21 protein-coding genes are annotated in these 20,385 nt (G+C 68.0%); 8 read left to right on the plus strand and 13 right to left on the minus strand.

The window, feature by feature from the left end; genetic code table 11:
* Positions 1 to 87: 87 nt before the first annotated feature.
* Positions 88 to 675: a dihydrofolate reductase family protein gene (locus tag PCA_RS10790; RefSeq protein ID WP_219918731.1), complete on the minus strand. Its 588-nt coding sequence runs from the start codon at positions 673 to 675 to the stop codon at positions 88 to 90.
* 19 nt (positions 676 to 694) lie between these two features.
* Complete coding sequence (locus PCA_RS10795; RefSeq protein WP_181302617.1) at positions 695 to 1,330, minus strand: glutathione S-transferase family protein; 636 nt, start codon at positions 1,328 to 1,330, stop codon at positions 695 to 697.
* A gap of 109 nt (positions 1,331 to 1,439) precedes the next feature.
* On the opposite strand from PCA_RS10795, the gene PCA_RS10800 reads away from it, so the two are divergent.
* Positions 1,440 to 2,030, plus strand: a complete 591-nt coding sequence (locus tag PCA_RS10800) for a TetR/AcrR family transcriptional regulator (RefSeq protein ID WP_181302618.1) — start codon at positions 1,440 to 1,442, stop codon at positions 2,028 to 2,030.
* 550 nt (positions 2,031 to 2,580) lie between these two features.
* On the plus strand, positions 2,581 to 5,688 hold the full coding sequence (locus PCA_RS10805; RefSeq protein WP_181302619.1) for a TonB-dependent receptor: 3,108 nt from the start codon (positions 2,581 to 2,583) through the stop codon (positions 5,686 to 5,688).
* A gap of 151 nt (positions 5,689 to 5,839) precedes the next feature.
* Here PCA_RS10805 and PCA_RS10810 read toward each other — a convergent pair whose 3' ends face one another.
* The 3 genes from PCA_RS10810 to PCA_RS10820 all read right to left on the minus strand — a co-directional run bounded on the left by PCA_RS10810 (position 5,840) and on the right by PCA_RS10820 (position 7,959).
* Positions 5,840 to 6,385: a response regulator gene (locus PCA_RS10810; RefSeq protein ID WP_181302639.1), complete on the minus strand. Its 546-nt coding sequence runs from the start codon at positions 6,383 to 6,385 to the stop codon at positions 5,840 to 5,842.
* Positions 6,386 to 6,506: 121 nt separating this feature from the next.
* A complete protein-coding gene (locus PCA_RS10815) occupies positions 6,507 to 6,881 on the minus strand; it encodes an RNA-binding S4 domain-containing protein (protein ID WP_181302620.1) in 375 nt (124 codons plus the stop codon).
* Between the two features lie 172 nt (positions 6,882 to 7,053).
* Positions 7,054 to 7,959 (minus strand): AEC family transporter, encoded by a 906-nt coding sequence (locus tag PCA_RS10820; RefSeq protein WP_181302621.1) that lies wholly within the window; start codon positions 7,957 to 7,959, stop codon positions 7,054 to 7,056.
* Between the two features lie 118 nt (positions 7,960 to 8,077).
* Between PCA_RS10820 and PCA_RS10825 the strand changes: the two genes are divergently transcribed.
* Positions 8,078 to 8,380 (plus strand): 2-hydroxyacyl-CoA dehydratase, encoded by a 303-nt coding sequence (locus PCA_RS10825; protein WP_181302622.1) that lies wholly within the window; start codon positions 8,078 to 8,080, stop codon positions 8,378 to 8,380.
* A gap of 100 nt (positions 8,381 to 8,480) precedes the next feature.
* Positions 8,481 to 9,053, plus strand: coding sequence for a hypothetical protein (locus PCA_RS10830; RefSeq protein ID WP_181302623.1), 573 nt, complete (start codon positions 8,481 to 8,483; stop codon positions 9,051 to 9,053).
* Between the two features lie 72 nt (positions 9,054 to 9,125).
* Here PCA_RS10830 and htpG read toward each other — a convergent pair whose 3' ends face one another.
* Together htpG and htpX are read right to left on the minus strand one after the other, a co-directional pair.
* Positions 9,126 to 10,994, minus strand: a complete 1,869-nt coding sequence (gene htpG / locus PCA_RS10835; RefSeq protein ID WP_181302624.1) for a molecular chaperone HtpG — start codon at positions 10,992 to 10,994, stop codon at positions 9,126 to 9,128.
* A 121-nt stretch (positions 10,995 to 11,115) separates the two neighbouring features.
* A complete protein-coding gene (htpX, locus tag PCA_RS10840) occupies positions 11,116 to 12,018 on the minus strand; it encodes a protease HtpX (RefSeq protein ID WP_181302625.1) in 903 nt (300 codons plus the stop codon).
* 127 nt (positions 12,019 to 12,145) lie between these two features.
* On the opposite strand from htpX, the gene gluQRS reads away from it, so the two are divergent.
* From gluQRS to PCA_RS10855, 3 genes are all read left to right on the plus strand, one after another.
* Positions 12,146 to 13,012 carry a tRNA glutamyl-Q(34) synthetase GluQRS gene (gene gluQRS, locus PCA_RS10845; protein WP_181302626.1) on the plus strand — a complete coding sequence of 289 codons (867 nt, stop codon included), beginning with the start codon at positions 12,146 to 12,148 and terminating at the stop codon, positions 13,010 to 13,012.
* A gap of 163 nt (positions 13,013 to 13,175) precedes the next feature.
* A complete protein-coding gene (phbB, locus tag PCA_RS10850) occupies positions 13,176 to 13,916 on the plus strand; it encodes an acetoacetyl-CoA reductase (protein ID WP_181302627.1) in 741 nt (246 codons plus the stop codon).
* A 159-nt stretch (positions 13,917 to 14,075) separates the two neighbouring features.
* Positions 14,076 to 15,413, plus strand: coding sequence for a GGDEF domain-containing protein (locus tag PCA_RS10855; RefSeq protein WP_181302628.1), 1,338 nt, complete (start codon positions 14,076 to 14,078; stop codon positions 15,411 to 15,413).
* Positions 15,414 to 15,419: 6 nt separating this feature from the next.
* Here PCA_RS10855 and PCA_RS10860 read toward each other — a convergent pair whose 3' ends face one another.
* Positions 15,420 to 16,220 carry a tRNA threonylcarbamoyladenosine dehydratase gene (locus PCA_RS10860; RefSeq protein WP_181302629.1) on the minus strand — a complete coding sequence of 267 codons (801 nt, stop codon included), beginning with the start codon at positions 16,218 to 16,220 and terminating at the stop codon, positions 15,420 to 15,422.
* 128 nt (positions 16,221 to 16,348) lie between these two features.
* Here PCA_RS10860 and PCA_RS10865 point away from each other — a divergent pair, with 128 nt between their 5' ends.
* Complete coding sequence (locus tag PCA_RS10865) at positions 16,349 to 16,738, plus strand: cytochrome c (protein ID WP_181302630.1); 390 nt, start codon at positions 16,349 to 16,351, stop codon at positions 16,736 to 16,738.
* A gap of 12 nt (positions 16,739 to 16,750) precedes the next feature.
* Here PCA_RS10865 and PCA_RS10870 read toward each other — a convergent pair whose 3' ends face one another.
* From PCA_RS10870 to PCA_RS10890, 5 genes are all read right to left on the minus strand, one after another.
* Positions 16,751 to 17,053 carry a DUF962 domain-containing protein gene (locus tag PCA_RS10870; RefSeq protein WP_181302631.1) on the minus strand — a complete coding sequence of 101 codons (303 nt, stop codon included), beginning with the start codon at positions 17,051 to 17,053 and terminating at the stop codon, positions 16,751 to 16,753.
* A gap of 10 nt (positions 17,054 to 17,063) precedes the next feature.
* Entirely contained in the window at positions 17,064 to 17,936 is an 873-nt protein-coding gene (locus tag PCA_RS10875) for a pirin family protein (protein WP_181302632.1), read from the minus strand.
* Positions 17,937 to 17,949: 13 nt separating this feature from the next.
* Positions 17,950 to 19,008, minus strand: a complete 1,059-nt coding sequence (locus PCA_RS10880) for an NADH:flavin oxidoreductase/NADH oxidase (protein WP_181302633.1) — start codon at positions 19,006 to 19,008, stop codon at positions 17,950 to 17,952.
* A gap of 233 nt (positions 19,009 to 19,241) precedes the next feature.
* Entirely contained in the window at positions 19,242 to 19,451 is a 210-nt protein-coding gene (locus tag PCA_RS10885) for a cold-shock protein (protein WP_181302634.1), read from the minus strand.
* 341 nt (positions 19,452 to 19,792) lie between these two features.
* Positions 19,793 to 20,002 (minus strand): cold-shock protein, encoded by a 210-nt coding sequence (locus PCA_RS10890; protein WP_181302635.1) that lies wholly within the window; start codon positions 20,000 to 20,002, stop codon positions 19,793 to 19,795.
* Positions 20,003 to 20,385 lie beyond the last annotated feature (383 nt).

Below are 20,385 nucleotides of genomic sequence, written 5' to 3' on the forward strand. Positions count from 1 at the left end.
TTCCCCCTTCGCCGGCGGGGATGCCGGCGTCGGAACAGTTTCCTTGCCGGCATGAACGGGCGCAAGCGGGACTCCGGGAAGGCCGCCTCAAGGGTCGCCGACGCGCCCCTGCGGCTCGTAACACAGCAGCATGTTGCCGTTGCCGAAGCGCCGCGACCGGGCAAGGCGCAAATCCATGCCGGCCGCGAAGCCGCCGAACAACGACCTTCCACGCCTGCCCAGCACGACCGGGACGATCACCAGCTGGTATTCGTCGATCAGTCCGGCCGGCCCCAGCGAGGCCACCAGTTCGCCGCTGCCGAGGATCACCAGGTCCGCGCCGGGTTCGCTTTTCAGCGCCCGCAGCCGCGGTATCGCGTCGCCCTCCAGCACGGCGGTGTTGTTCCATGCCGCTTCGCGCAGCGTGCGCGAACAGACGAATTTCGGCAGCGCGTTCATCCGTTCGGCCACCGCCGGCTCGTTCTGAGCTGCCGCCGGCGTGGGCCACCATGAAGCCATCATCTGGTAGGTGACGCGCCCGAACACCAGCTCGCCGCCGCTGTCCGCATTGCCCTGCACGAAGGCGTCCCATTCCGCATCGCGCTCGCGCCGATGGGTCCAGCTGAAATCGCCGTCTGTGCTGGCGTAGCAGCCGTCCAGCGTCACCATGTCGAAAGCAATCAGTCTGCGCATCATCCACCTCTGCGTTGATGGTTCAGGCCTCGGCTTCGGCGGCAGGCATGGCCGGGAACGGCTCGCGCCATGCCGGCAGGGCCTGCAATTGCCGGTGCCAGCGAGCGATGTGCTCGAAGCCGTCCAGCGGCAGCCGCGCTTCCTTCGCCCAGCCCAGCGGCGTGGAAACGGCGAAATCCGCCACGCCGAGTTGCTCGCCCACCAGCCATTCGTGCGCAGCCAGGTGGGTGTCGAGCACGGCCGCAAACTGCCGGAAGAACTTGCCCGCTTCGGCCACCGCGGCTGCATCCGCTTCGCCCATACCCACCCAGGGCTTGATCACGTACTCGAAGTACAGCGCACCGCCATGTCGCAGGAAATGCGCCTGGTTCCAGGACAACCAGCGCATGGCTTCGACCTGCGCCGCGGGAACCGACGGCCACAACGCCGAGCCGGCCTGCATCGCCAGATGCACCATGATCGCGTCGGCCTCCCACAGTCGCAGCACGCCGTCGGTCAGCACCGGCACCTTGCCATTGGGATTGAGCGCGAGGTACGGCGGCTGCTTGTGTTCGCCACGCGCAAGGTCGACGCGCATCCACTCGACCGGTGCCTCGAGGTATTTCGCCACGGCGCAGGCCCGGCGGGGATTGAAGACCTCGGCGTAATACAGCTTCATGGGGCGCTCCTCTCGGGGTTGGATGCCCAAAGTCTGCGCCGCATCAATATATGTTCAAGAACATATTCAATCCCGGCGCTACGCTGTGGCGGCACCGGAGGAAACCGCCATGCCGTACAGCGCCGAACACAAGCAGAAGACCCGCGCGCGCATCGTCGAGCGCGCACGCGTGCTGTTCAACCGCCGTGGCTTCAGCGAGGTCTCCATCGACGAGATCATGGCCAGCGCGGAACTCACGCGCGGGGGCTTCTACAACCACTTCCGCACCAAGGAGGAGCTGTTCGTGGAAGCGGTGGCGACGTACCGTGACTTCAACCCGGTCGAACGCTGGCCGGACCTGGACTTCGACCCGGCGCGCCGCGGGACGGCGTTCGCCCGGCAGATGGTCGACGTCTATCTCTCGCGCGAACACCTGGACGACATCGAGGGCCACTGCCCGATGATCGCCCTGCCCTCCGACGTGGCACGTGCGGGCCCCGGCGTGAAAGACGCTTATCGCGGCTTGCTGGAGCGCATGGCCGGAATGCTCGCGCAAGGCGTCGGCGCATCCGCCGACAGCGAAGCCGCGCGCCAGCGCGGACTCGCCCTCGCCGCGCTGTGCGTGGGCGGCATGGTGCTGGCGCGCACCGTCGAGGACGACGCCCTCCGCGACGAGATCCGCGCGGCGGCGCGCGCCACGGCGCACGAGCTGATCGACTGATCCGCGCGACGCGAGCCGGAATCACCCGCCCTCTGCCACAGGCGTCGCGTGTCTGGGTGACACGAGCGGCCTCCTGACGGAGTTGCCGGCAACGAAACGCTGCCCGCAACCATTCCGGCTCGGCGTCTTGCCCGGCAGAGTCGCGGACCGTGAAGCGTTGCCCGCCTCCTGCCCGAGGGGCCATCGGCGCACGCACGGTCCGCCATGACGGCGCATGCCGCTGCGGGCCAACCGAACTGGAGCCGGCCAATCCCAGCCTCCTTCGGCGCCGCGCACCGACATCCGCTGCCGGAACCTCGGCGACCATCGGTCAGCTCAATCGAAAGACAAGCAACATGATATGTAAATCGTTTGTTCTTTCATAAATTTTTATTATTTGTCGATTTCTTTCGATATTTATAGCCTCGGCGTACCCGAAGGGAGCCCGGCGAGTTGACCCTGTCGGTTTCATCTGCCCGTAGCGGGCACCAGATGGGGAGAAAAACGAATGAACAAGCAAGTCATGCGTGGGAACCAACACCGTCGCAACGCCCTGGCCGTGGCTCTCGCCATGAGTCTGGGTGTCAGCAGCCTGGCACATGGCCAGGGAACGACCGGCTCGATCTTCGGCACCGCGCCGGCGGCAGTGGGCGAAACGGTCCGCATCGTCAACAAGCAGACCGGCCTCACCCGCGAAGTGGCAGTGGACGGCACGGGGCGTTTCAGCGCCAACCAACTGCCGGTGGGCAGCTACACCGTATCGCTGATGCAGGGCGGCAACGTGCTTGCCGTGCACGACCACGTGCAGGTGAGCGTGGCGGGCGGCGGCGCGGTGCCGTTTACCGCGGCCGAGACCGGCAAGAGCGTGCAGAACCTGTCCGGCGTCACCGTCACCGCCAACTCGATCCCCGCGATCGACGTGTCCTCGACCCGCCAGACTTCGGTGATCACCTCGCGGGACCTGAAGTTGCTGCCGCTGGCCCGCAACGCCGAATCCATCGCCCTGCTGGCGCCCGGCACGGCCGGCGGCAATGCCAGCCTGGGCCACGGCCCGGCCGGCACCCCGCTGATCTCGTTCGGCGGCGACTCCGTGGTGGAAAACGCGTACTACATCAACGGTTTCAACACCACCGATCCGGTGGGCAATGCCGGCGGCATCGCCTTGCCCTATTTCGCGATCGCCGAGCAGCAGACCATCACCTCCGGTTACAGCGCCGAATACGGCCGCTCCACCGGCGGCGTGATCAGCCAGGTGGGCCAGCGTGGCGGCAACGACTTCCATGCCGGCGTCTATGCCACCTGGGCACCAGGCTGGGCACAGAGCAGCTACGACAACTACTACTACGCCAACCCGAACGCGCTGCCGCGCCAGACGGGCCAGCAATACGGCGATCTCCGCCAGCCGCGTTCGCAGAACGAGTCCTGGACGCGGATCTACGATGCCTACGTGTCGGGACCGCTGATCAAGGACAAGCTGTTCTTCTACCTGACCGCCGAGACCCAGCAAGCCAACGCCACCAGCGCCGGCCTGGCCACGTCGACGGGGAAGTCGACCTGGAGCTCGCACGGCCAGTCCTCGCCGAAGTTCTACGGCAAGCTGGATTGGAACATCAACGACAGCAACACGCTGGAGGCCACTTACGCCTCCAGCAAGGTCGAGGACACCGCGAACAACCTCTACAGCTACAACTACGCCACCAACAGCGTGGGGAGTTTCGTAAAGGTCAACAATCCGCTGTATTCGAGCAAGTTCGACATCGGCATCCTGAAGTACACCTCCTACATCACCGACAACGTCACGCTGAGCGTGCTGGGCGGCAAGATGAAGAGCACCTACTTCGACCAGGCCGTGGCTTACCCTGGTTACGATCCGGCGCTGCCCAGCATGGGCGGCCAGGGCGCCATCGGCGGCCAGAACCCGGCGACCCCGGGCTTCGGCAACTACAACCTCAATCCCAGCACCCTGCCCTCCGCAGGCCACCGGTCGGCGTCGAACAACCTCCGTGTCGACCTGGACTGGAAGCTGGGCAACCACGACCTGAAGTTCGGCATCGACAACCAGCGCAGCACCGATATCGACGACGGCAAAGTCACCGTCGGCCCGGGCTACTACTGGTCCTACGGCCAGCAGTCGAATCTCACCTCGCCGACCCTGGCCTGCAATGGCCAGGGCATATGCGTTCCCACCGCGGTATCCCCCAGCAACCCGCAGGGCTACTACGTGGGCAGGCTCACCTATGGCGGTACGGCCTCGTTCACCGTGATGCAGAAGGCGCAATACATCGAGGACAACTGGCAGGTGACGCCGAACCTGATGCTGAACCTCGGCCTGCGCAACGACCAGTTCACGAACTACAACCCGGAGATGCAGGCCTACATCCGCGAAACCAAGCCGCAATGGGCGCCGCGCCTTGGCTTCAGCTGGGACATCTTCGGCGACAGCAGCGCCAAGCTGTACGGCAACGCGGGCCGCTACTACCTCGCGCTGCCGTCGGGCCTGGGCACGCGCATGGCAGGCAACAATGCCTACCTCGAAACGTTCTATACCTATACATCCATCGATGCGAACGGCCTGCCGCAGGGCCTTACCCAGCTTCCGACCAGCGCGGCGTACTCGCCCGACGGCGAAACCGGCGTTCCGAAGGATCCGACGCTCGTCGCCGCGACCGACCTGAAGCCGATGTACCAGGACGAGTACGTGCTGGGCTTCCAGAAGGCATTCAACGCCTTCGGCCAGTCGCTGGTGTGGACCTCGCAGGCCACCTACTCGAAAATGAACGACATCGTGGACGACACCGGCGCCATCCAGCTGCCGGCCGATGCCGACACGAATCCGCTCATCTATGCCACGGAGACGGATGTACTGGTCAACCCGGGGCGCAGCAACACCCTGCGCTACTGCCTGGCGGACGACGGCGCGCTCAATCCCACCTGCACGCGCTATGGAACCTATACGTGGAACCCGCATACGGCCGTTGGCAATGCCTCGGACGGCCTGGTCGGCTTTCCTGCGGCGTTCCGCAAGTACTACAGCCTGGAAGAGTCCCTGGAACATCCGTGGGACGGCAAGTGGATGGGCAAGATCGACTACATGTTCACCAAGAGCTACGGCACCACGGAAGGTCCGACCGAGTCGTGGTCAGGCCAGATCTCCAACGCCTCGGCCGCGTCCGGCGGCCATGCGTCCGGCTCGATCTCCACGGCCTGGGACTACCCCGAGATCATGGAGTATGCCAACGGCGACCTTCCGAACATGCACAAGCACACGCTGAAGGCGTACGGCACCTATGCGGTCACGCCGGAATGGCTGGTCAGCGGCACGTACATCATCCAGTCGGGTGCGCCGTTCACCTGCGCGGGTTACTACGGCCCGAACCAGACCAACCCGATCGGCTACGGTTCGGGCTACCACTGGTGCGGCGGCCGGCCGGCGCGTCCGGGGGACGCGGGCAGCACGCCGTGGACCCACCAGCTCAATCTGTCGTTGACCTACATCCCTGCATGGGCCGGCAAGCATCTGACCCTCCAGATGCAGGTACTCAACGTGTTCAACGAGCAGGCAACCACGGCCTATACCAGCTCCTATGGCTCGACGGCTGCGCCGAACACCAGCTACAAATTGCCGGTGGGCAGCGAGGCTCCGCGCTATGGCCAGTTCAGCGTGAAGTACGACTGGTAAGCCCTTCGCGTCCCGTGCCGCAGGCACTGCGACACCGGACAGGAGGAGGATGCGAAACGAACAAGGCCGCCGGGTGGTCAACCGGCGGCCTTGTTCGTTTGCGGTTCCCGCAGACTCGGCGCCGGAGAGTGGGGCTCCCGGCCGGCCTGCTTCAGGTAGCCATGCCTGCCACTACGTCATGGGTAGCCAGCGGCAAGCCTTGCGCGACCAGCCGCTCGAACGCGACGTCGCGCGCCGGCATGCGACCGGCACGCACCAATGCGTCGATGCTGGCCATCACTTCGGTACAACCAAAGGGCTTCTTCATGAAATCGTCGGCACCGTAGCGCTGCACGTAGAACTGCTCGGTGGCCTGCGAATTGCCGCTGATCATCACGATCGGGATGTGTGCAGTGAGCGGGTCGTGGCGCAGCGCGCGCAGCACCGCGAAGCCGTTGATGCCAGGCAACACGATGTCGAGGAAGATCAGTTCAGGCAGTTCGGCCTTCGCCAACTCGAGCGCACGCTCGCCGTCGGCGGCCTTCTGCACGGCATAGCCGCACTGCTCCAGCATGCGGCCAAGTACGGCGCAGATCGTGGGGGAATCGTCCACCACCAGCATGCGCGTGCCCCGCGGCGCCTGCCGCTGGCTGTCTGGCCGTGGCACCGCAGCAGCGGCGCCACCCAGCCATCGCCTGAAGAATCCCATGCCGTTCATCGCAAGGCTCCCTGAAGTCATCCCCGCCAAGTGAGGGTCACGGACTCGGCGTGACTCGGCGTTGCCGCGAATGGTGGGGCAGAACCCTGGCGCAATCTGCGATGCACTGCCCGGAACCAGTTCAAGGACGGCCCGGATCGTCCTTCAATCGACGCAATTCCCTGCGTGCGTGTTTGTCGGGGCGCTGGCGCGGCGCCTGCACGCCGACCAGCCGGCGCTGTTCGCGCTGCGCCTCGCGCGCCAGCTTGCTGGCTTCGCTCTCGCGGTACAGCGCCTGCGCCACGCTGGCCGGACCGCGCTTGACTGCCAGCGCCAGCACCTCGACTTCCAGCCGCTCCTCGCCACGGCTGATCTTCAGCGCGTCGCCCGCATGCAACAGCTTGGCCGGCTTGCAGCCACCACCGTTGACGTCGATCTTGCCGCCGTCGATCGCCTGCTTGGCGAGGCCACGCGTCTTGAAGAAACGTGCAACCCACAGCCACGCGTCGGCGCGCATTCCAGTCGGATGATCAGCATGTGGGACATTCATCGGCGGCATTATCGCCCCGATTCCCGTCGAGCCCGCCATGACCAACCGCTGGACGCCACGCTCGCGTGCAGGCCATCCTCGACCCGTGCATGGACACGACGCTCCGGGGCTGGCATCCGCCGCGGCTGCATCCTGCCGGCTAACCGCTGGGCAGTCCCAGGTTCATCAGCGGCACCGTCAGCAGGGACAACACGATGCCCGCACCCAGCACGGTATTCGCCAGTTTCGGATCCAGCCCGTACTCGTCGGCCAGGATGGCGGCCGACACCATCGGCGCCATCGCCGCCTGCAGCACGCCGGCCGTCAGCACCAGGCCACCCACGCCGGTGGCGACGCCCAGCGCCCAGCACAGCGCCGGCGCCAGCAGCAGCTTCCAGCCCAGTCCCCACGCGGTTGCGCCCAGCAGGCCCTGGCCGGCCTGCAGCCGGAACTGCAAGCCCACCGAGAACAGCGCCAGTGGCGTCATCGTCTCCCCCAGCGGCTTGAACACGCCGTCCAGCACGGCCGGCCAGCCACCCAGCAGGCCCGCGACTATCGCCACCACCAGCGCGACAAACGCGGGGAACGTGACGATGCGGCGAACGATCCGGCGCGGATCGGCCGCGCGCCCGGCGTACAGGCAGGCCACCACCACGCCCACCGAGGCCAGCAGCGGGAAGCACCCGAGCTGGTCGGCCACCACGGCCAGCGTCAGGCCCGCGTCGCCGTGCAGCGCCTGCAGCAGCGGGTAGCCCATGAACGAGGTATTCCCCAGCCCGCACACCAGCACCAGTGCGCCTGTGCGCCCGCGCGACCAGCCCAGCCGCGGGCCCAGCCACGCGAACAGCAGCCACGCGCCGAAGAACACCACCCACATCGCCGCCACCGGGAACCACAGCGTGGCATCCGGCTTCAGCCGCGGAACCAGCTCCAGCACCAGCGCCGGCAGCGCGATGTTCAGCACCCACCAGTTCAGCCCGTGCACGATGCCGGCCGGCGGCTGCGCGAAACGACGGACCAGGATGCCCAGCACCAGGCAGAGGAACAGCAGCAGCAACGCGCTCATCACGGAGGTTTCGCATGAAACAGCGCCACATTAGACGCGATCCCGCCGACCGCCGGAAGTCCTCGGCGCGACGCCTCCGGCATGCAAGAATGTTCAGCCCCCTGACCACGCCTGAGCCATGAGTTCCAAGCCCTACGACTTCCGCCAGTTCCAGGCCGAGCTGGCCGCGCTGGAGCAGAGCCAGCCCGCGCCGAAACCGGCCAGACCCGAACCCAGGCCCAAGCCGCTGGGCAAGAAGGCCGCCGAAGCCGCGCGCATCGCCCGCGCCCGCGAGGAGTTCCTCGCGCTGCGCGAGCGCCACGGGCTGAGCGTGGCCGACGTGGTGGCGTTCTTCCCCGAGGAGGAAGGCATCGCCTACCTGCAGCAACTGCTGGCGGCGGCGGAACAGAAGCCACGGCGGCGGAAGAAGCCGGCGGAGTGAGGGCTCCACGCTGCAACCACGGAACGTGCCGCCCTGCCGCTTGACTCGGCCAGTGGCGCGGAGTAATCGGGCAGCAACCGACTGCCGCAAGGAGAAGGACATGCGATCGCTGCCTGCTTCCGTCATGCTCGTCGCCCTGCTGGGCAGCGCCGGCGCGCTGGCCGACGGCACGATATCGCTCAACCAGTTTCCCCACCGGCTCGAACCGGTGCTGATGCGGGTGGACGCCCACGGCAAGGTCACCCAGGTCTCCCCGGCCTACCGGCTTCCGCTCAAGCTCGATCGGCTGCTGCGGGCGAACCTCGACGAGATGATCAGCAAACCCGCCGTCGACAAGCAGGGCAAGGCGATCCCCAGCCAGTTCATCATGAACGTGGCGCTGCGGACCGAGCCGCGCAGCAGCGGCGACTACGACGCCTGGTTCGACTACGTCTCGACCGCGCCGGTGCCGTCCGGCACCTGGTACTGGGTGCACCTGGACGGCGACCGCCTGGCGCTGGCGAACCAGGACATCCCGCCCGCGCGCTTCCGGGAACCGTTGCCGGTCCACCGCCTCAACGACGGCTATCGCCCGACCTACCGGGAAAACAGCCCGCCGACGCCGACGCCCGCGATCCAGAACACGCCGCCCGGCCCCGCCAACCTGTCGGCGCCGCCGGTGCGCGCGCAGTAAGCCGGACGCAAGGCCACGAAAAAGCCCGTCGCACGCGACGGGCTTTTTCGTGTTCGATCCGCAACGCGCGCCTCAACCGCCCAGCAGCACCCGGTTCATCCGCTGCACGAACGCAGCCGGATCGGACAACGGGGCGCCCGCGGCGATCTCGGCCTGTTCCAGCAGCAGGCTGGCGAGGTCCTTCGCCTTGGCTTCGTCGGCCTCGGCTTCCACGCGCTTCAGCAGCGGGTGGCCCGGATTGATCTCCAGCACCGGCTTGTTCTCGGGCACGTCCTGGCCGGCCTCGCGCAGCAGGCGGGCGAGGTGGGGCGCCATCTCGTAGTCGCCCAGCGCAAGGCAGGACGGCGAATCGGTGAGGCGCGCGGAAACCTTCACGTCGCCGACGCGTTCGCCCAGCAGCTCCTTCAGCTTCTTCAGCAGCGGCTCGGCCTCCTTCGCGACTTCCTCCTGCCGCTGCTTCTCCGCCTCGTCCAGCGGCAGTTCGCCCTTGGCCACGTTGCGCAGCTTCTTGCCTTCGTACTCGCCGAGGTAGCCGACCATCCATTCGTCGATGCGGTCGAACATCAGCAGCACCTCGATGCCCTTGGCGCGGAATGCCTCGAGTTGCGGGCTGCCGGCGGCGGCGGCGTAGCTGTCGGCGGTGACGTACCAGATCGCGTCCTGGCCCACGGCCATGCGGCCGATGTAGTCGTCCAGCGACACCGCCTGCTTCGCGCCTTCGCCCTTGGTGGAGGCGAAGCGCAGCAGCCTGGCGATGCGCTCGCGGTTGCCCGCGTCTTCGCTGATGCCTTCCTTCAGCGTATTGCCGAACGCCTTGCAGAACGTGGCGAACTTCTCCGGCTCGTCCTTCGCCAGCTTCTCGATCAGGTCCAGCACGCGCTTCACGCAGGCGGCCTTGATGCGCTCCAGCTGGCGGTTGTGCTGCAGGATCTCGCGGCTGACGTTGAGCGGCAGGTCGTCGGCGTCGACCACGCCGCGCACGAAGCGCAGGTAGTTCGGCAGCAATTCCTCGGCCGCGTCCATGATGAAGACGCGCCTGATGTAGAGCTTGAGGCCCTTGCGCTCGTCGCGGCCGCCCATCATCAGGTCGAACGGCGGCTGCGCGGGAATGTACAGCAGCGTGGTGAAGCTCTGGCTGCCCTCGACGCGGTTGTGCGTCCAGGCCAGCGGATCGCTGAAGTCGTGGCCCAGCGACTTGTAGAAGCCGATGTAGTCCGCGTCGCTGATCTCCGACTTCGGCCGGGTCCACAGCGCGGACGCGTCGTTGACGGTCTCCCACTCGTCGGTGGGCTTGCCGTCCTGCTCCACCGGCACGCGTATCGGGAAGGCAACGTGGTCGGAGTACTTGCGGATCAGCGACTTCAGCTGCCAGCTCTTGAGGAACTCGTCCTCGTCGGCCTTCAGGTGCAAGGTCACCGCGGTGCCGCGCTCGGCCAGCTCGACCTGCTCCAGCAGGTACTCGCCCTTGCCGTCGCTCTCCCACTTCACGCCCTCGCCGGCCGGCGCATCGGCGCGGCGGGTCAGCACGGTGACCTTGTCGGCCACCACGAACGCGGAATAGAAGCCCACGCCGAACTGGCCGATCAGGCGCGCGTCGGCCTTCTGCTCGCCGCTCATCGCCTCCAGGAAGCGGCGCGTGCCGGAGCTGGCGATGGTGCCGATGTTCGCCACCACTTCGTCGCGCGTCATGCCGATGCCGTTGTCGCGCACGGTGATGGTGCGCGCGGCCTCGTCCCAGCTCACGTCGATGTGCAGCTCGCCTTCGCCGGCCAGCAGTTCGGGCTTGCCGATGGATTCGAAGCGCAGCTTGTCGCAGGCGTCGGAGGCGTTGGAGACCAGCTCGCGCAGGAAGATCTCCTTGTGCGAGTACAGCGAGTGGGTGACCAGGTGCAGGACCTGGGCGACTTCGGCTTCGAACTTGCGGGTTTCGACGGTGGTCATTGCGGCAGGATTTCCGGATCTGAGCAAAAAAGAGATGGTCCCTTTCCCGGGAGGGTCGGCCGGCCAGGCAGTACACGCGCAGTGCGCGGCATCCCGCGCAGCCGGGGCCGGCCCGCGGGCCTCAGGCGTTCGCCATGCCGTTATGCAGCGCGGCGATGCGCTCGTCCAGCGGCGGATGACTCATGAACAGGCGCTGGAAGCCCTGGGCCAGCGGCCCGGAGATGCCGAACGCGGCCAGTGTCTTGGGCAGCGTGTTCTCGCCGTGGTCGCCCTTCAGCCGCTGCAGCGCCGAGATCATCGCGCCGCGGCCGGCCAGTCGCGCGCCGGCGGCGTCGGCGCGGAACTCGCGCCAGCGCGAGAAGGCCATCACGACCATCGAGGCGAACAGGCCGAATACCAGCTGCAGCACCATCACGGTGACGAAGTAGCCGATGCCGGTGCTGCCGCGGTTGTCGTCGCGGCCGCCGGACAGCCAGCTGTCGACCAGCCGGCCCACGACACGCGCGGCGAGGATCACCAGCGTGTTCAGCACGCCCTGGATCAGCGCCATGGTCACCATGTCGCCGTTCGCGACGTGGCCGATCTCGTGGCCGAGCACGGCGGCGACCTGCTCGCGGTCCATCTGTTCGAGCAGGCCGGTGCTCACCGCCACCAGCGAGCTGTTCTTCGTCATGCCGGTGGCGAAGGCGTTCATTTCGGGCGCGTCGTAGATCGCCACCTCGGGCATCGCGATGCCGGCGTTCTGCGCATGTCGGCGCACGGTCTCGACCAGCCAGCGCTCGGCCTCGTTCGCGGGCTGGGTTATCACCCGCGCGCCGGTCGACATCTTGGCCATCCACTTGGACATGGCCAGCGAGATGAAGGCGCCGCCCATGCCGAACACCGCGGCGTAGATCAGCAGGCCGGTGCTGCCGCCCAGCCCCTGCGCGGCGGCCATCTGGTCCACCCCGAACAGGTGGCAGACGATGCTCAGCAGCAGCAGGACGGCGATGTTGGTAGCAAGGAACAGGACGATTCGGCGCATGGCTGTCTCTTTCCGGCAGTCACGTGGGAGGAGTGGGGAAACGCCATGTTAATGGAGACGTGCGCGCCCGGTTTCAAGCGACCGCACCCTCTCGCCAGCGCGTTTCCGTGCAGGCAGACTGCCACGGATGGATTACCGTGGACGCTTCGCTCCCTCCCCCACCGGCCGCCTGCATTTCGGCTCGCTGGTCGCCGCGTTGGGCAGCTGGCTGTGCGCGCGCCATGCGGGGGGCCGCTGGCTGCTGCGCATGGAGGACATCGACCCGCTGCGCGAGGCGCCCGGCGCGGCAGCGGCCATCCTTGCCGCATTGCCGGCGTTCGGCTTCGTGGCGGACGAACCGGTGCTGTACCAGTCGCAGCGACTGGCGGCCTACGACGCGGCCTTCACGCGGCTGCAGGAGGCCGGCGCGGTGTTTCCCTGCTGGTGCAGCCGCAGCGATCTCGCCGCGGGCGACGGGTTGCATCGCGACGGCCGCTGCGTGGCGCCGCCCGACCCCGGCCGCGCATCGGCCTGGCGCCTGCGCGTGCCCGACGTGGAGATCGCGTTCGACGACGCGCTGCAAGGTCCGCAGCGACAGAACCTGCGCGAGAGCGCGGGCGATTTCGTGATACGCCGCGTGGAGGGTTTGTATTCCTACCAGTTCGCCTGCGTGGTGGACGATGCCTTCCAGCGCATCACCGAAGTGGTGCGCGGCTGCGACCTGCTCGATTCCACGCCGCGGCAGGTCTGGCTGCAGCGGCTGCTGGGCCTGCCGACGCCGCGCTATCTGCACCTGCCGCTGGCGCTGGACGCCAGCGGCGCCAAGCTGTCGAAGTCCACGCAGGCGCATCCGGTCGACCCCGGCGACCCGCTGCCAGCGCTGCGCCGCGCCCTCGCCTTCCTCGGCCTGCCCGCGGCGGACGACGCCCGCGACGTCGCCGCTTTGCTGGCGCAGGCGCGGGAACATTTCGACCCGGCGCGTTTGCCGCATTGCAGCGGTCGTTCCGTGGCGTAAACCGCTATAAGGAGACCGTTGTCCCGATGCGCCGCAATCGCGCCGCAACGGCACCCGTTGCGCAGGCGATTCGCCAGGCCGGATGGACATGCATGGCGAAAGGCCCGACCCGGGCCGGTCGGAACACGCGAGGCTATCGGCGATTTCTCATGGAGACGAAGACATGACACAACGCACCGCACTGATCACCGGCGGCACCGGCGGAATCGGCAGCGCCATCGTTCGCTACCTGGCCCGGCAAGGGCATCGCGTGGCCACGAACTACCGGAACCCGGAAAAAGCCGAGGCCTGGCGCAACGCCATGGCCGCCGACGGTATCGATGTGTGCATGGTGGCGGGCGACGTGTCCGACCCGGCCTCGTGCGAAGCGATGGTGCACGAGATCACCGGCAAGCTGGGCGGCATCGACATCCTGGTCAACAACGCCGGCATCACCCGCGACACCACGTTCCACAAGATGAACTACCAGCAGTGGACGGATGTGATCAACACCAACTTGAACGCCTGCTTCAACGTCACCCGCCAGGTGATCGAGGGCATGCGCAACCGCAAGTGGGGCCGCATCGTGCAGATCAGCTCGATCAACGGCCAGAAGGGCCAGTACGGCCAGGCGAACTACGCCGCCGCCAAGGCCGGCATGCACGGCTTCACGATTTCGCTGGCGCAGGAGAACGCGAAGTTCGGCATCACCGTCAATACCGTCTCCCCCGGCTACGTGGGCACCGACATGGTGATGGCGGTGCCGGAAGAGGTGCGCGAGAAGATCGTGGCGCAGATCCCGGTCGGCCGCCTCGGCAAGCCGGAGGAAATCGCCCATGCGGTCGCCTTCTTCACCGGCGACGAGGCGAGCTGGATCACCGGCGCCAACCTCGCGATCAACGGCGGCCACTACATGGGCTGGTAAGCCCGGCACCGGCAGGCTGCCCGGGCGCGCAGCCTGCCCGGCCGGCGATGCGCCGCCGGCCGCATGCGGAAGACCCGCGGCACGGGCGGTCCCGGCCGCCGCGGCTGGCACAGGTCGTGCATGCCGGTCCTGCAGCAACGCCACGACCCGCCGAATGCGATGGAAACGACCGCCCTCACGCCGCTGGACAATATCCTGGACCTGCTGCTGGACGCCGTCTGCGTCGTGGACGCGGAAGGTCGCTATGTGTTCGTCAGCGCCGCTTTCGAGCGCATTTTCGGCTATGCCCCGGCCGAGGTGATCGGCAAGCCCATGATCGACCTCGTGCACCCGGAGGACCGCGCGCTCACGCTGCGCACCGCCGCGGCGATCATGGCCGGCCAGCCGGAGGCGAACTTCCAGAACCGCTACCTGCGCAAGGACGGCGAAGTGGTGCACATCATGTGGTCGGCCCGCTGGTCGGGAGCCGACCGCGTGCGCATCGCCGTCGCCCACGACATCACCGCGCTGAAGCGCGGCGAGTCCATGCGGCTGGCGCTGCATGCGGTTTCCGAGGCGGCGCACGCCGCCCGGGAGCTGCCCGCCCTGTTCGAGCAACTGCACCGCATCATCGACGGGGTGCTGCCCGGCGCGGACCTGCTCGTCGCGGTGGACGATCGCGGGGACCATCGCCTGCGCTTTCCGTACATGGGCCGGAAACATGCAGCCGGGCCGGTGAGTCCCGCCATGCATGCGCGCATCGCCACGGTGATCCGCACCGGGCAGGCCATCCATGCGGAGACGCCGGCGGGGGAACGCACCGCGCACTGGCTGGGCGTGCCGCTGTCGGAAAAGGATGGCCCGATCGGCGTGCTGGTGCTCGAATACCGCGACAAGACCGCCGGTGGCGATGCGAAAACATTGCTGCAATTCGTCGCCACGCAGGTGGGCAACGTGATCGAGCGGGCCAAGGCCCAGGCGAAGCTGCAGCATCTGGCCCTGCACGATCCGCTGACCGACCTGCCCAACCGCGTCCTGTTCCGCCGCCGCCTGGACGCGGCACTGGCGACCGCCGCCATGCGGAAGACGCACGCGGCGCTCCTCTATCTGGACCTGGACAGCTTGAAACAGGTCAACGACCGCCACGGCCATCCCGCGGGCGACCTGCTGCTGTGCGAAGTGGCCGCGCGCATCCGCGGCTGCCTGCGCGAAAACGATGTCGCCGGCCGCATCGGCGGCGACGAGTTCATTGTGCTGCTGGACGCGCTGGCCTCGCCCGCGCAGGGTCGTGACATCGCGGAGCGGATACGCGAGGCGCTGACGTCGCCGTTCCAGTTGCCCGGCCACCAGCTGCGCATCCCGGCCAGCATAGGCGTGGCGATCTTCCCCGCCGATGGCGCGGACAGCGACAGCCTCATCCGGGCTGCCGACCGCGCGATGTACCGGGCCAAGCAATCCGGCGGCAACCAGGTCCTGGGCACCGAAGAGGTCGGGGTCCGGAGCGTCGCCCGCCGCTGACGGCGTTCAGCGCGCCACGCCGTCCGCCTGCAGCAGCCGCTCCAGCACCTTCCCAACCGCCGCGAACGCGAACGCGCCGGTGATGTGGGTGGCCGCGCCCAGGCCGCCGCCGCAAGCCAGGTTGAGCGCGTCGCCGCCCGGCGGGCGGATGCCGCAGACGCTGCCGTCCGGCTGCGGGTATTGCACGTTCTGCAGCGAATACACCGCCGGCACGCCGAAGTAGCGCTGCGGGCTGCGCGGAAAATTGAAATCGGCGCGGAGCTTCTTCCGGATCAGGCTGAACATCGCATCGTGTTCGGTGCGCGAGAGATCGCGCACGCGTATCTGCGTGGGATCGGTGCGCCCGCCGGCCGAGCCCACGGTGACGATGGGCAGCTTGCGCCGGCGGCACCAGGCGATCATCTCCAGCTTCACGCGGAACGCGTCGCAGGCATCCAGCACCGCGTCGTAGCCGCGGTCCAGCAGCTCGTCCAGCGTGGAGGTGGTGAGGAAGCGCTCGATCGCCTCCAGCCGCAGCGCCGGATTGATCGCGTGCAGCCGCGCCGCCATCACGCCCACCTTGGGCTTGCCGTATTCGCCGTCCAGCGCATGCATCTGGCGATTGGTGTTGGACACGCACACCTCGTCGGCGTCGATCAGGGTGAGCCGCCCCACCCCGCTGCGCGCCAGCGCCTCCGCTGCCCACGAACCCACGCCGCCCACGCCCACCACGCAGACGTGGCGTTGCGCCAGCTTCGCCACGCTGCCGGCGCCGTACAGGCGTTCGACGCCGGCGAAGCGTTCGTGCGGATAGGCGGACTCGCTCATGGCTGGACCCTGGTGGCATGGCACGGCGCGACGGCAGGACCGCGCACCGTGCGAGCCGGCAATTGTATCGCCCCGTCACGGCGATCCGGGTATGCTGCGGGATCGACTCCCCGCAAGGAATCCCCGCGATGCGCGCTGCCCTCCTGATCCTGCTCGGCCTGGTCATCGGCGTGATCGGCACCTCCCAGGTGATGAACGCGCTGGCCGCACGCAATCCCATGCCCGGGGCGGTGATGCACACCATGGGCTACCACATGGGCGAGCTGAAGCAGGCGATGAAGACGCAGAAGTGCGACGCGGCCACGATCCAGCACCACCTGCTGCGCCTGCAGTCCACCGCCACCGACATCCTGCCCACCTTCGGCATGAGCGAGAAGGGTTTCGTCGACGACGCGAACCAGTTGCAGACGCGCCTGCAGCAGGCCACGGTATCCGCGCCCGCCACCTGCGCGGCGCTGGCCACCGCGCTCAAGCCGGTGGGCGAGACCTGCAAGAGCTGCCACGACCAGTACCGCTGAACGCGGCGCCGCTCAGAAACTGAGCTTGCCGCGCAGCATCTGCGCGTACATCACCCAGTCGCCCATCAGACTGTACAGCGGATGGCGGAACGTGGCCGGGCGGTTCTTCTCGTACACGAAGTGGCCGATCCACGCGCAACCGTAGCCCGCCACCGGCAGCAGCCACAGCCAGGCCCAATGCCGGCCGGCGACCGCCAGCGCCAGGATCAGCAGCACCAGCGAGCTGCCGATGAAATGCCAGCGCCGGCACAGCCGCTGGCGGTGTTCGCCGAGGTAGTACGGGTAGAACGCGCGGAAGCTGGCGAACCCGGACATGGGCGGCCTCCTAACCCGGCGGCAGCGGAATGAAGTCCTGCTCGTCGCCCGGCACCTTGGCGAAGCGCCCTTCCCGCCAGTCGGCCTTGGCCTGTTCGATGCGCGCGGGGTCGGCGGCCACGAAGTTCCACCACAGGTGGCGCTCGCCATCCAGCGGCGCGCCGCCGAACAGCATCACGCGGCAGGCGCGGCGTGCCTTGAGCGGCGGCGGCGTGCCCGCCTGCACCGCCATCCGTCCCGGCTCCAGCGACAAGCCGCCCCAATCCGCCTCGCCCTCGATCACGTGCACGCCGTGCTCGGCATGTTCCGCCGGCAAGGCCAGTTCCGCGCCGGCCTCCAGCCGCGCCTCGGCGAAATACATGGGCGCGTACACCTGCACCGGCGAGGCGGCGCCCCAGCCGGTGCCGGTGATCAGCACCAGCTCCACGCCCGGCTGGCGGATGCGCGGCAAGGCCTCGGCCTCGTGATGGTGGAACGCGGGTTCCGCCTCCGCGTGCCCGCGCGGCAGCGCCACCCACACCTGGATGCCGTGCATGCGCTGTCCCGCGGCGCGCGCCTCCGGCGGCGTACGCTCGGAGTGCACGATGCCGCGGCCGGCGGTCATCCAGTTCACCGCGCCGGGGCGGATGTCGGCGAGGCTGCCCAGGCTGTCGCGATGACGGATCGCCCCGTCGAACAACCAGGTCACCGTGGCCAGGCCGATGTGCGGGTGCGGCCGCACGTCCATGCCGCGGCCGGGCGGGAAATCCACCGGCCCCATGTGGTCGTAGAACACGAACGGCCCCACGTGGCGTGCCTGCAGCACCGGCAGCAGCCGACGCACGGTGAAGCCTTCGCCCAGGTCGTGCAGGCGGCCGTCGATCAGGGTGGGTTGTGCATTCATCGGTGGTCTCCGCTCACCATGCCCGCAGATATTGCGCCGGCGCCGGCAACTGCGCACCCAGCTCCTGCGCGGCCCGGCGCGGGAAATACGGATCGCGCAGGCTCTCGCGGGCGATCAGCACCACGTCGGCCTCGCCATTGTCCACGATGTCGGCGGCCTGGCGCGCCCCGGTGATCAGGCCCACCGCGCCGGTGGCGATGCCGGCCTCGCGGCGCACCCGGGCGGCGAACGGCACCTGGTAGCCCGGCGCCAGCGGGATCTTCACGTGCGGCACCAGGCCGCCGCTGGAGACGTCGATCAGGTCCACGCCCAGCGGCTTCACCTCGCGCGCCAGCCGCACGCTCTGTTCCACGTCCCAGCCGCCCTCGGCCCAGTCCGTGGCCGAAATGCGCAGCCACAGCGGCAGCTCCGCCGGCCACACCTCGCGCACGGCGGTGATGACCTCGCGCACCAGGCGCGTGCGGTTCTCGAAACTGCCGCCGTACTCGTCGCCGCGCCGGTTGCTGAGCGGCGACAGGAACTGGTGCAGCAGGTAGCCATGCGCGGCGTGCAGCTCGATCAGCTGGAAGCCGGCGGCCAGCGCACGCTGCGCCGCCGCCCGGAAGTCGGCGACCAACCCACGGATGCCGGCCGCATCCAGTGCCTCCGGCGTGTGCCAGCCGGCATCGAACGGCAACGCCGACGGCGCCACCGTGGTCCATGCGCCCTGTGCCGCGCCCAGCGCGCCGCCACCCTCCCAGGGCCGCTGCGCGCTGGCCTTGCGGCCGGCATGCGCCAACTGCACGCCGGGGATCGCGCCGTGCGCCGCGATGAAGGCGGTGATCGGCCGCCACGCGGCGACCTGGGCATCGTTCCAGATGCCGGTGTCGCTGGCCGAGATGCGCCCCTGCGCCGTGACCGCGGTGGCCTCGGACAACACCACGCCCGCTCCGCCCACCGCGCGACTGCCCAGGTGCACCAGGTGCCAGTCGTCGGGCACGCCGTCGACGGCCGAGTACTGGCACATCGGCGACACCACGATGCGGTTGCGCAGGCTGAGGCTGCGTTGCGGGAGAGGCTCGAACAGTTTCATCGCGGGACCGGTGGCGGAAGCAGGACCCCTAAGGTGCCGACGCCACGGCGCCACATCAAGGGCAGCAACGGCGCACTGCCGCACGTGACGCCCGTTTGATTCCCGCAATCATGGCCGACTGCCATTGAAACCGCAGACCGTGGATATCCGCCGGTTCAATGCCGGCAATCCACGATCGCGCACAAAAGAAAAGGCCGGCTGGACGCCGGCCTTTTCAACCTGCCATTCGGCGATCAAGCCGGCGTGACGTCTTCGGCCTGCAGACCCTTCTGGCCGTTGACGACCTTGAAGGTCACCTTCTGGCCTTCCTGCAGGCTCTTGAAGCCCGTGCCGCTGATGGCACGAAAATGCACGAACACGTCGGGGCCGTTCTCGCGGCTGATGAAGCCGAACCCCTTCGCGTCGTTGAACCACTTGACGGTACCTGTTTCACGATCCGACATGACACACTCCGATCCATTCCAGACGCTTGAGACAAGCCGGCCCCGCGGGCCGACGGCTTACTGGGCATGCCAGGATCGGGTGTAGCGACATGGAATCGGAACCGTTCCATACCGGGCACGCACGTGGCCAAGCAGACGCAGTGGAGCAAGCATAACGGAATTTCAGGAATGCAAGCGAGATGTCAAGCGTCATTTTCCGATAGTGTCCGCGGACACCAATTGCGTCGTTGTAGGCATTTTCAGGCATTACCCTGGAGCCGTCCGAATGGCGTCCTGCGCGAATGGCAGGCATGAAAAAACCGGGCATTGCTGCCCGGTTTCGGATGACTCCCGCGTGAAACTCAGGCCGGGGTCACTTCGTCGGCCTGCAGGCCCTTCTGGCCCTGCACCACCTTGAAGCTGACCTGCTGGCCTTCCTGCAGGCTCTTGAAGCCATTGCCGGCGATCGCGCGGAAATGCACGAACACGTCCGGGCCATTGTCGCGGGCGATGAAACCGAAGCCCTTGGCGTCGTTGAACCACTTGACGGTACCGATCTGACGATCAGACATTTGAATCACTCCACATGGGTATAAAGAGACTCGACCGTCGCGGACTGCGCCGGTCGGCTTACTGGTGTGCAAAGGAAAACAACCCCGGGGTGAACAGATGAGGCAGATCGCGGATCGGCTGCATCGGGTCACCGGTGCTTGGCGACCCCGGCAAACTCAGCGCCGGCATGATAACCGCAGCGCATGCCCGGAAGCGAGGCGCAAGCGAATATCATGGCGGCCCGTCCATGCCCCGGAGGGCTCTCCACCTTGAGCATCCGCCTGCTGCTCCCGCTGTGCGCCGCGCTGCTGCTGGCCGCCTGCGCCACCACCCGGCCGTCCCGGCCCGGCCCCGCGGCGCCCCCGGCGCCGGCCGCGGTCACCGGCGTCGCCGCCTGCGACGC

This window comes from Rhodanobacter sp. PCA2, assembly GCF_013620825.1.
GTDB lineage: Bacteria > Pseudomonadota > Gammaproteobacteria > Xanthomonadales > Rhodanobacteraceae > Rhodanobacter_A.

Bases quoted from the DNA above. Each gene is read 5' to 3' on its own strand.
- PCA_RS10790 (WP_219918731.1), bottom strand. From the start codon at position 675: ATGATGCGCAGACTGATTGCTTTCGACATGGTGACGCTGGACGGCTGC.
- PCA_RS10795 (WP_181302617.1), bottom strand. From the start codon at position 1,330: ATGAAGCTGTATTACGCCGAGGTCTTCAATCCCCGCCGGGCCTGCGCC.
- PCA_RS10800 (WP_181302618.1), top strand. From the start codon at position 1,440: ATGCCGTACAGCGCCGAACACAAGCAGAAGACCCGCGCGCGCATCGTC.
- PCA_RS10805 (WP_181302619.1), top strand. From the start codon at position 2,581: ATGAGTCTGGGTGTCAGCAGCCTGGCACATGGCCAGGGAACGACCGGC.
- PCA_RS10810 (WP_181302639.1), bottom strand. From the start codon at position 6,385: ATGAACGGCATGGGATTCTTCAGGCGATGGCTGGGTGGCGCCGCTGCT.
- PCA_RS10815 (WP_181302620.1), bottom strand. From the start codon at position 6,881: ATGCGCGCCGACGCGTGGCTGTGGGTTGCACGTTTCTTCAAGACGCGT.
- PCA_RS10820 (WP_181302621.1), bottom strand. From the start codon at position 7,959: ATGAGCGCGTTGCTGCTGCTGTTCCTCTGCCTGGTGCTGGGCATCCTG.
- PCA_RS10825 (WP_181302622.1), top strand. From the start codon at position 8,078: ATGAGTTCCAAGCCCTACGACTTCCGCCAGTTCCAGGCCGAGCTGGCC.
- PCA_RS10830 (WP_181302623.1), top strand. From the start codon at position 8,481: ATGCGATCGCTGCCTGCTTCCGTCATGCTCGTCGCCCTGCTGGGCAGC.
- htpG (WP_181302624.1), bottom strand. From the start codon at position 10,994: ATGACCACCGTCGAAACCCGCAAGTTCGAAGCCGAAGTCGCCCAGGTC.
- htpX (WP_181302625.1), bottom strand. From the start codon at position 12,018: ATGCGCCGAATCGTCCTGTTCCTTGCTACCAACATCGCCGTCCTGCTG.
- gluQRS (WP_181302626.1), top strand. From the start codon at position 12,146: ATGGATTACCGTGGACGCTTCGCTCCCTCCCCCACCGGCCGCCTGCAT.
- phbB (WP_181302627.1), top strand. From the start codon at position 13,176: ATGACACAACGCACCGCACTGATCACCGGCGGCACCGGCGGAATCGGC.
- PCA_RS10855 (WP_181302628.1), top strand. From the start codon at position 14,076: ATGGAAACGACCGCCCTCACGCCGCTGGACAATATCCTGGACCTGCTG.
- PCA_RS10860 (WP_181302629.1), bottom strand. From the start codon at position 16,220: ATGAGCGAGTCCGCCTATCCGCACGAACGCTTCGCCGGCGTCGAACGC.
- PCA_RS10865 (WP_181302630.1), top strand. From the start codon at position 16,349: ATGCGCGCTGCCCTCCTGATCCTGCTCGGCCTGGTCATCGGCGTGATC.
- PCA_RS10870 (WP_181302631.1), bottom strand. From the start codon at position 17,053: ATGTCCGGGTTCGCCAGCTTCCGCGCGTTCTACCCGTACTACCTCGGC.
- PCA_RS10875 (WP_181302632.1), bottom strand. From the start codon at position 17,936: ATGAATGCACAACCCACCCTGATCGACGGCCGCCTGCACGACCTGGGC.
- PCA_RS10880 (WP_181302633.1), bottom strand. From the start codon at position 19,008: ATGAAACTGTTCGAGCCTCTCCCGCAACGCAGCCTCAGCCTGCGCAAC.
- PCA_RS10885 (WP_181302634.1), bottom strand. From the start codon at position 19,451: ATGTCGGATCGTGAAACAGGTACCGTCAAGTGGTTCAACGACGCGAAG.
- PCA_RS10890 (WP_181302635.1), bottom strand. From the start codon at position 20,002: ATGTCTGATCGTCAGATCGGTACCGTCAAGTGGTTCAACGACGCCAAG.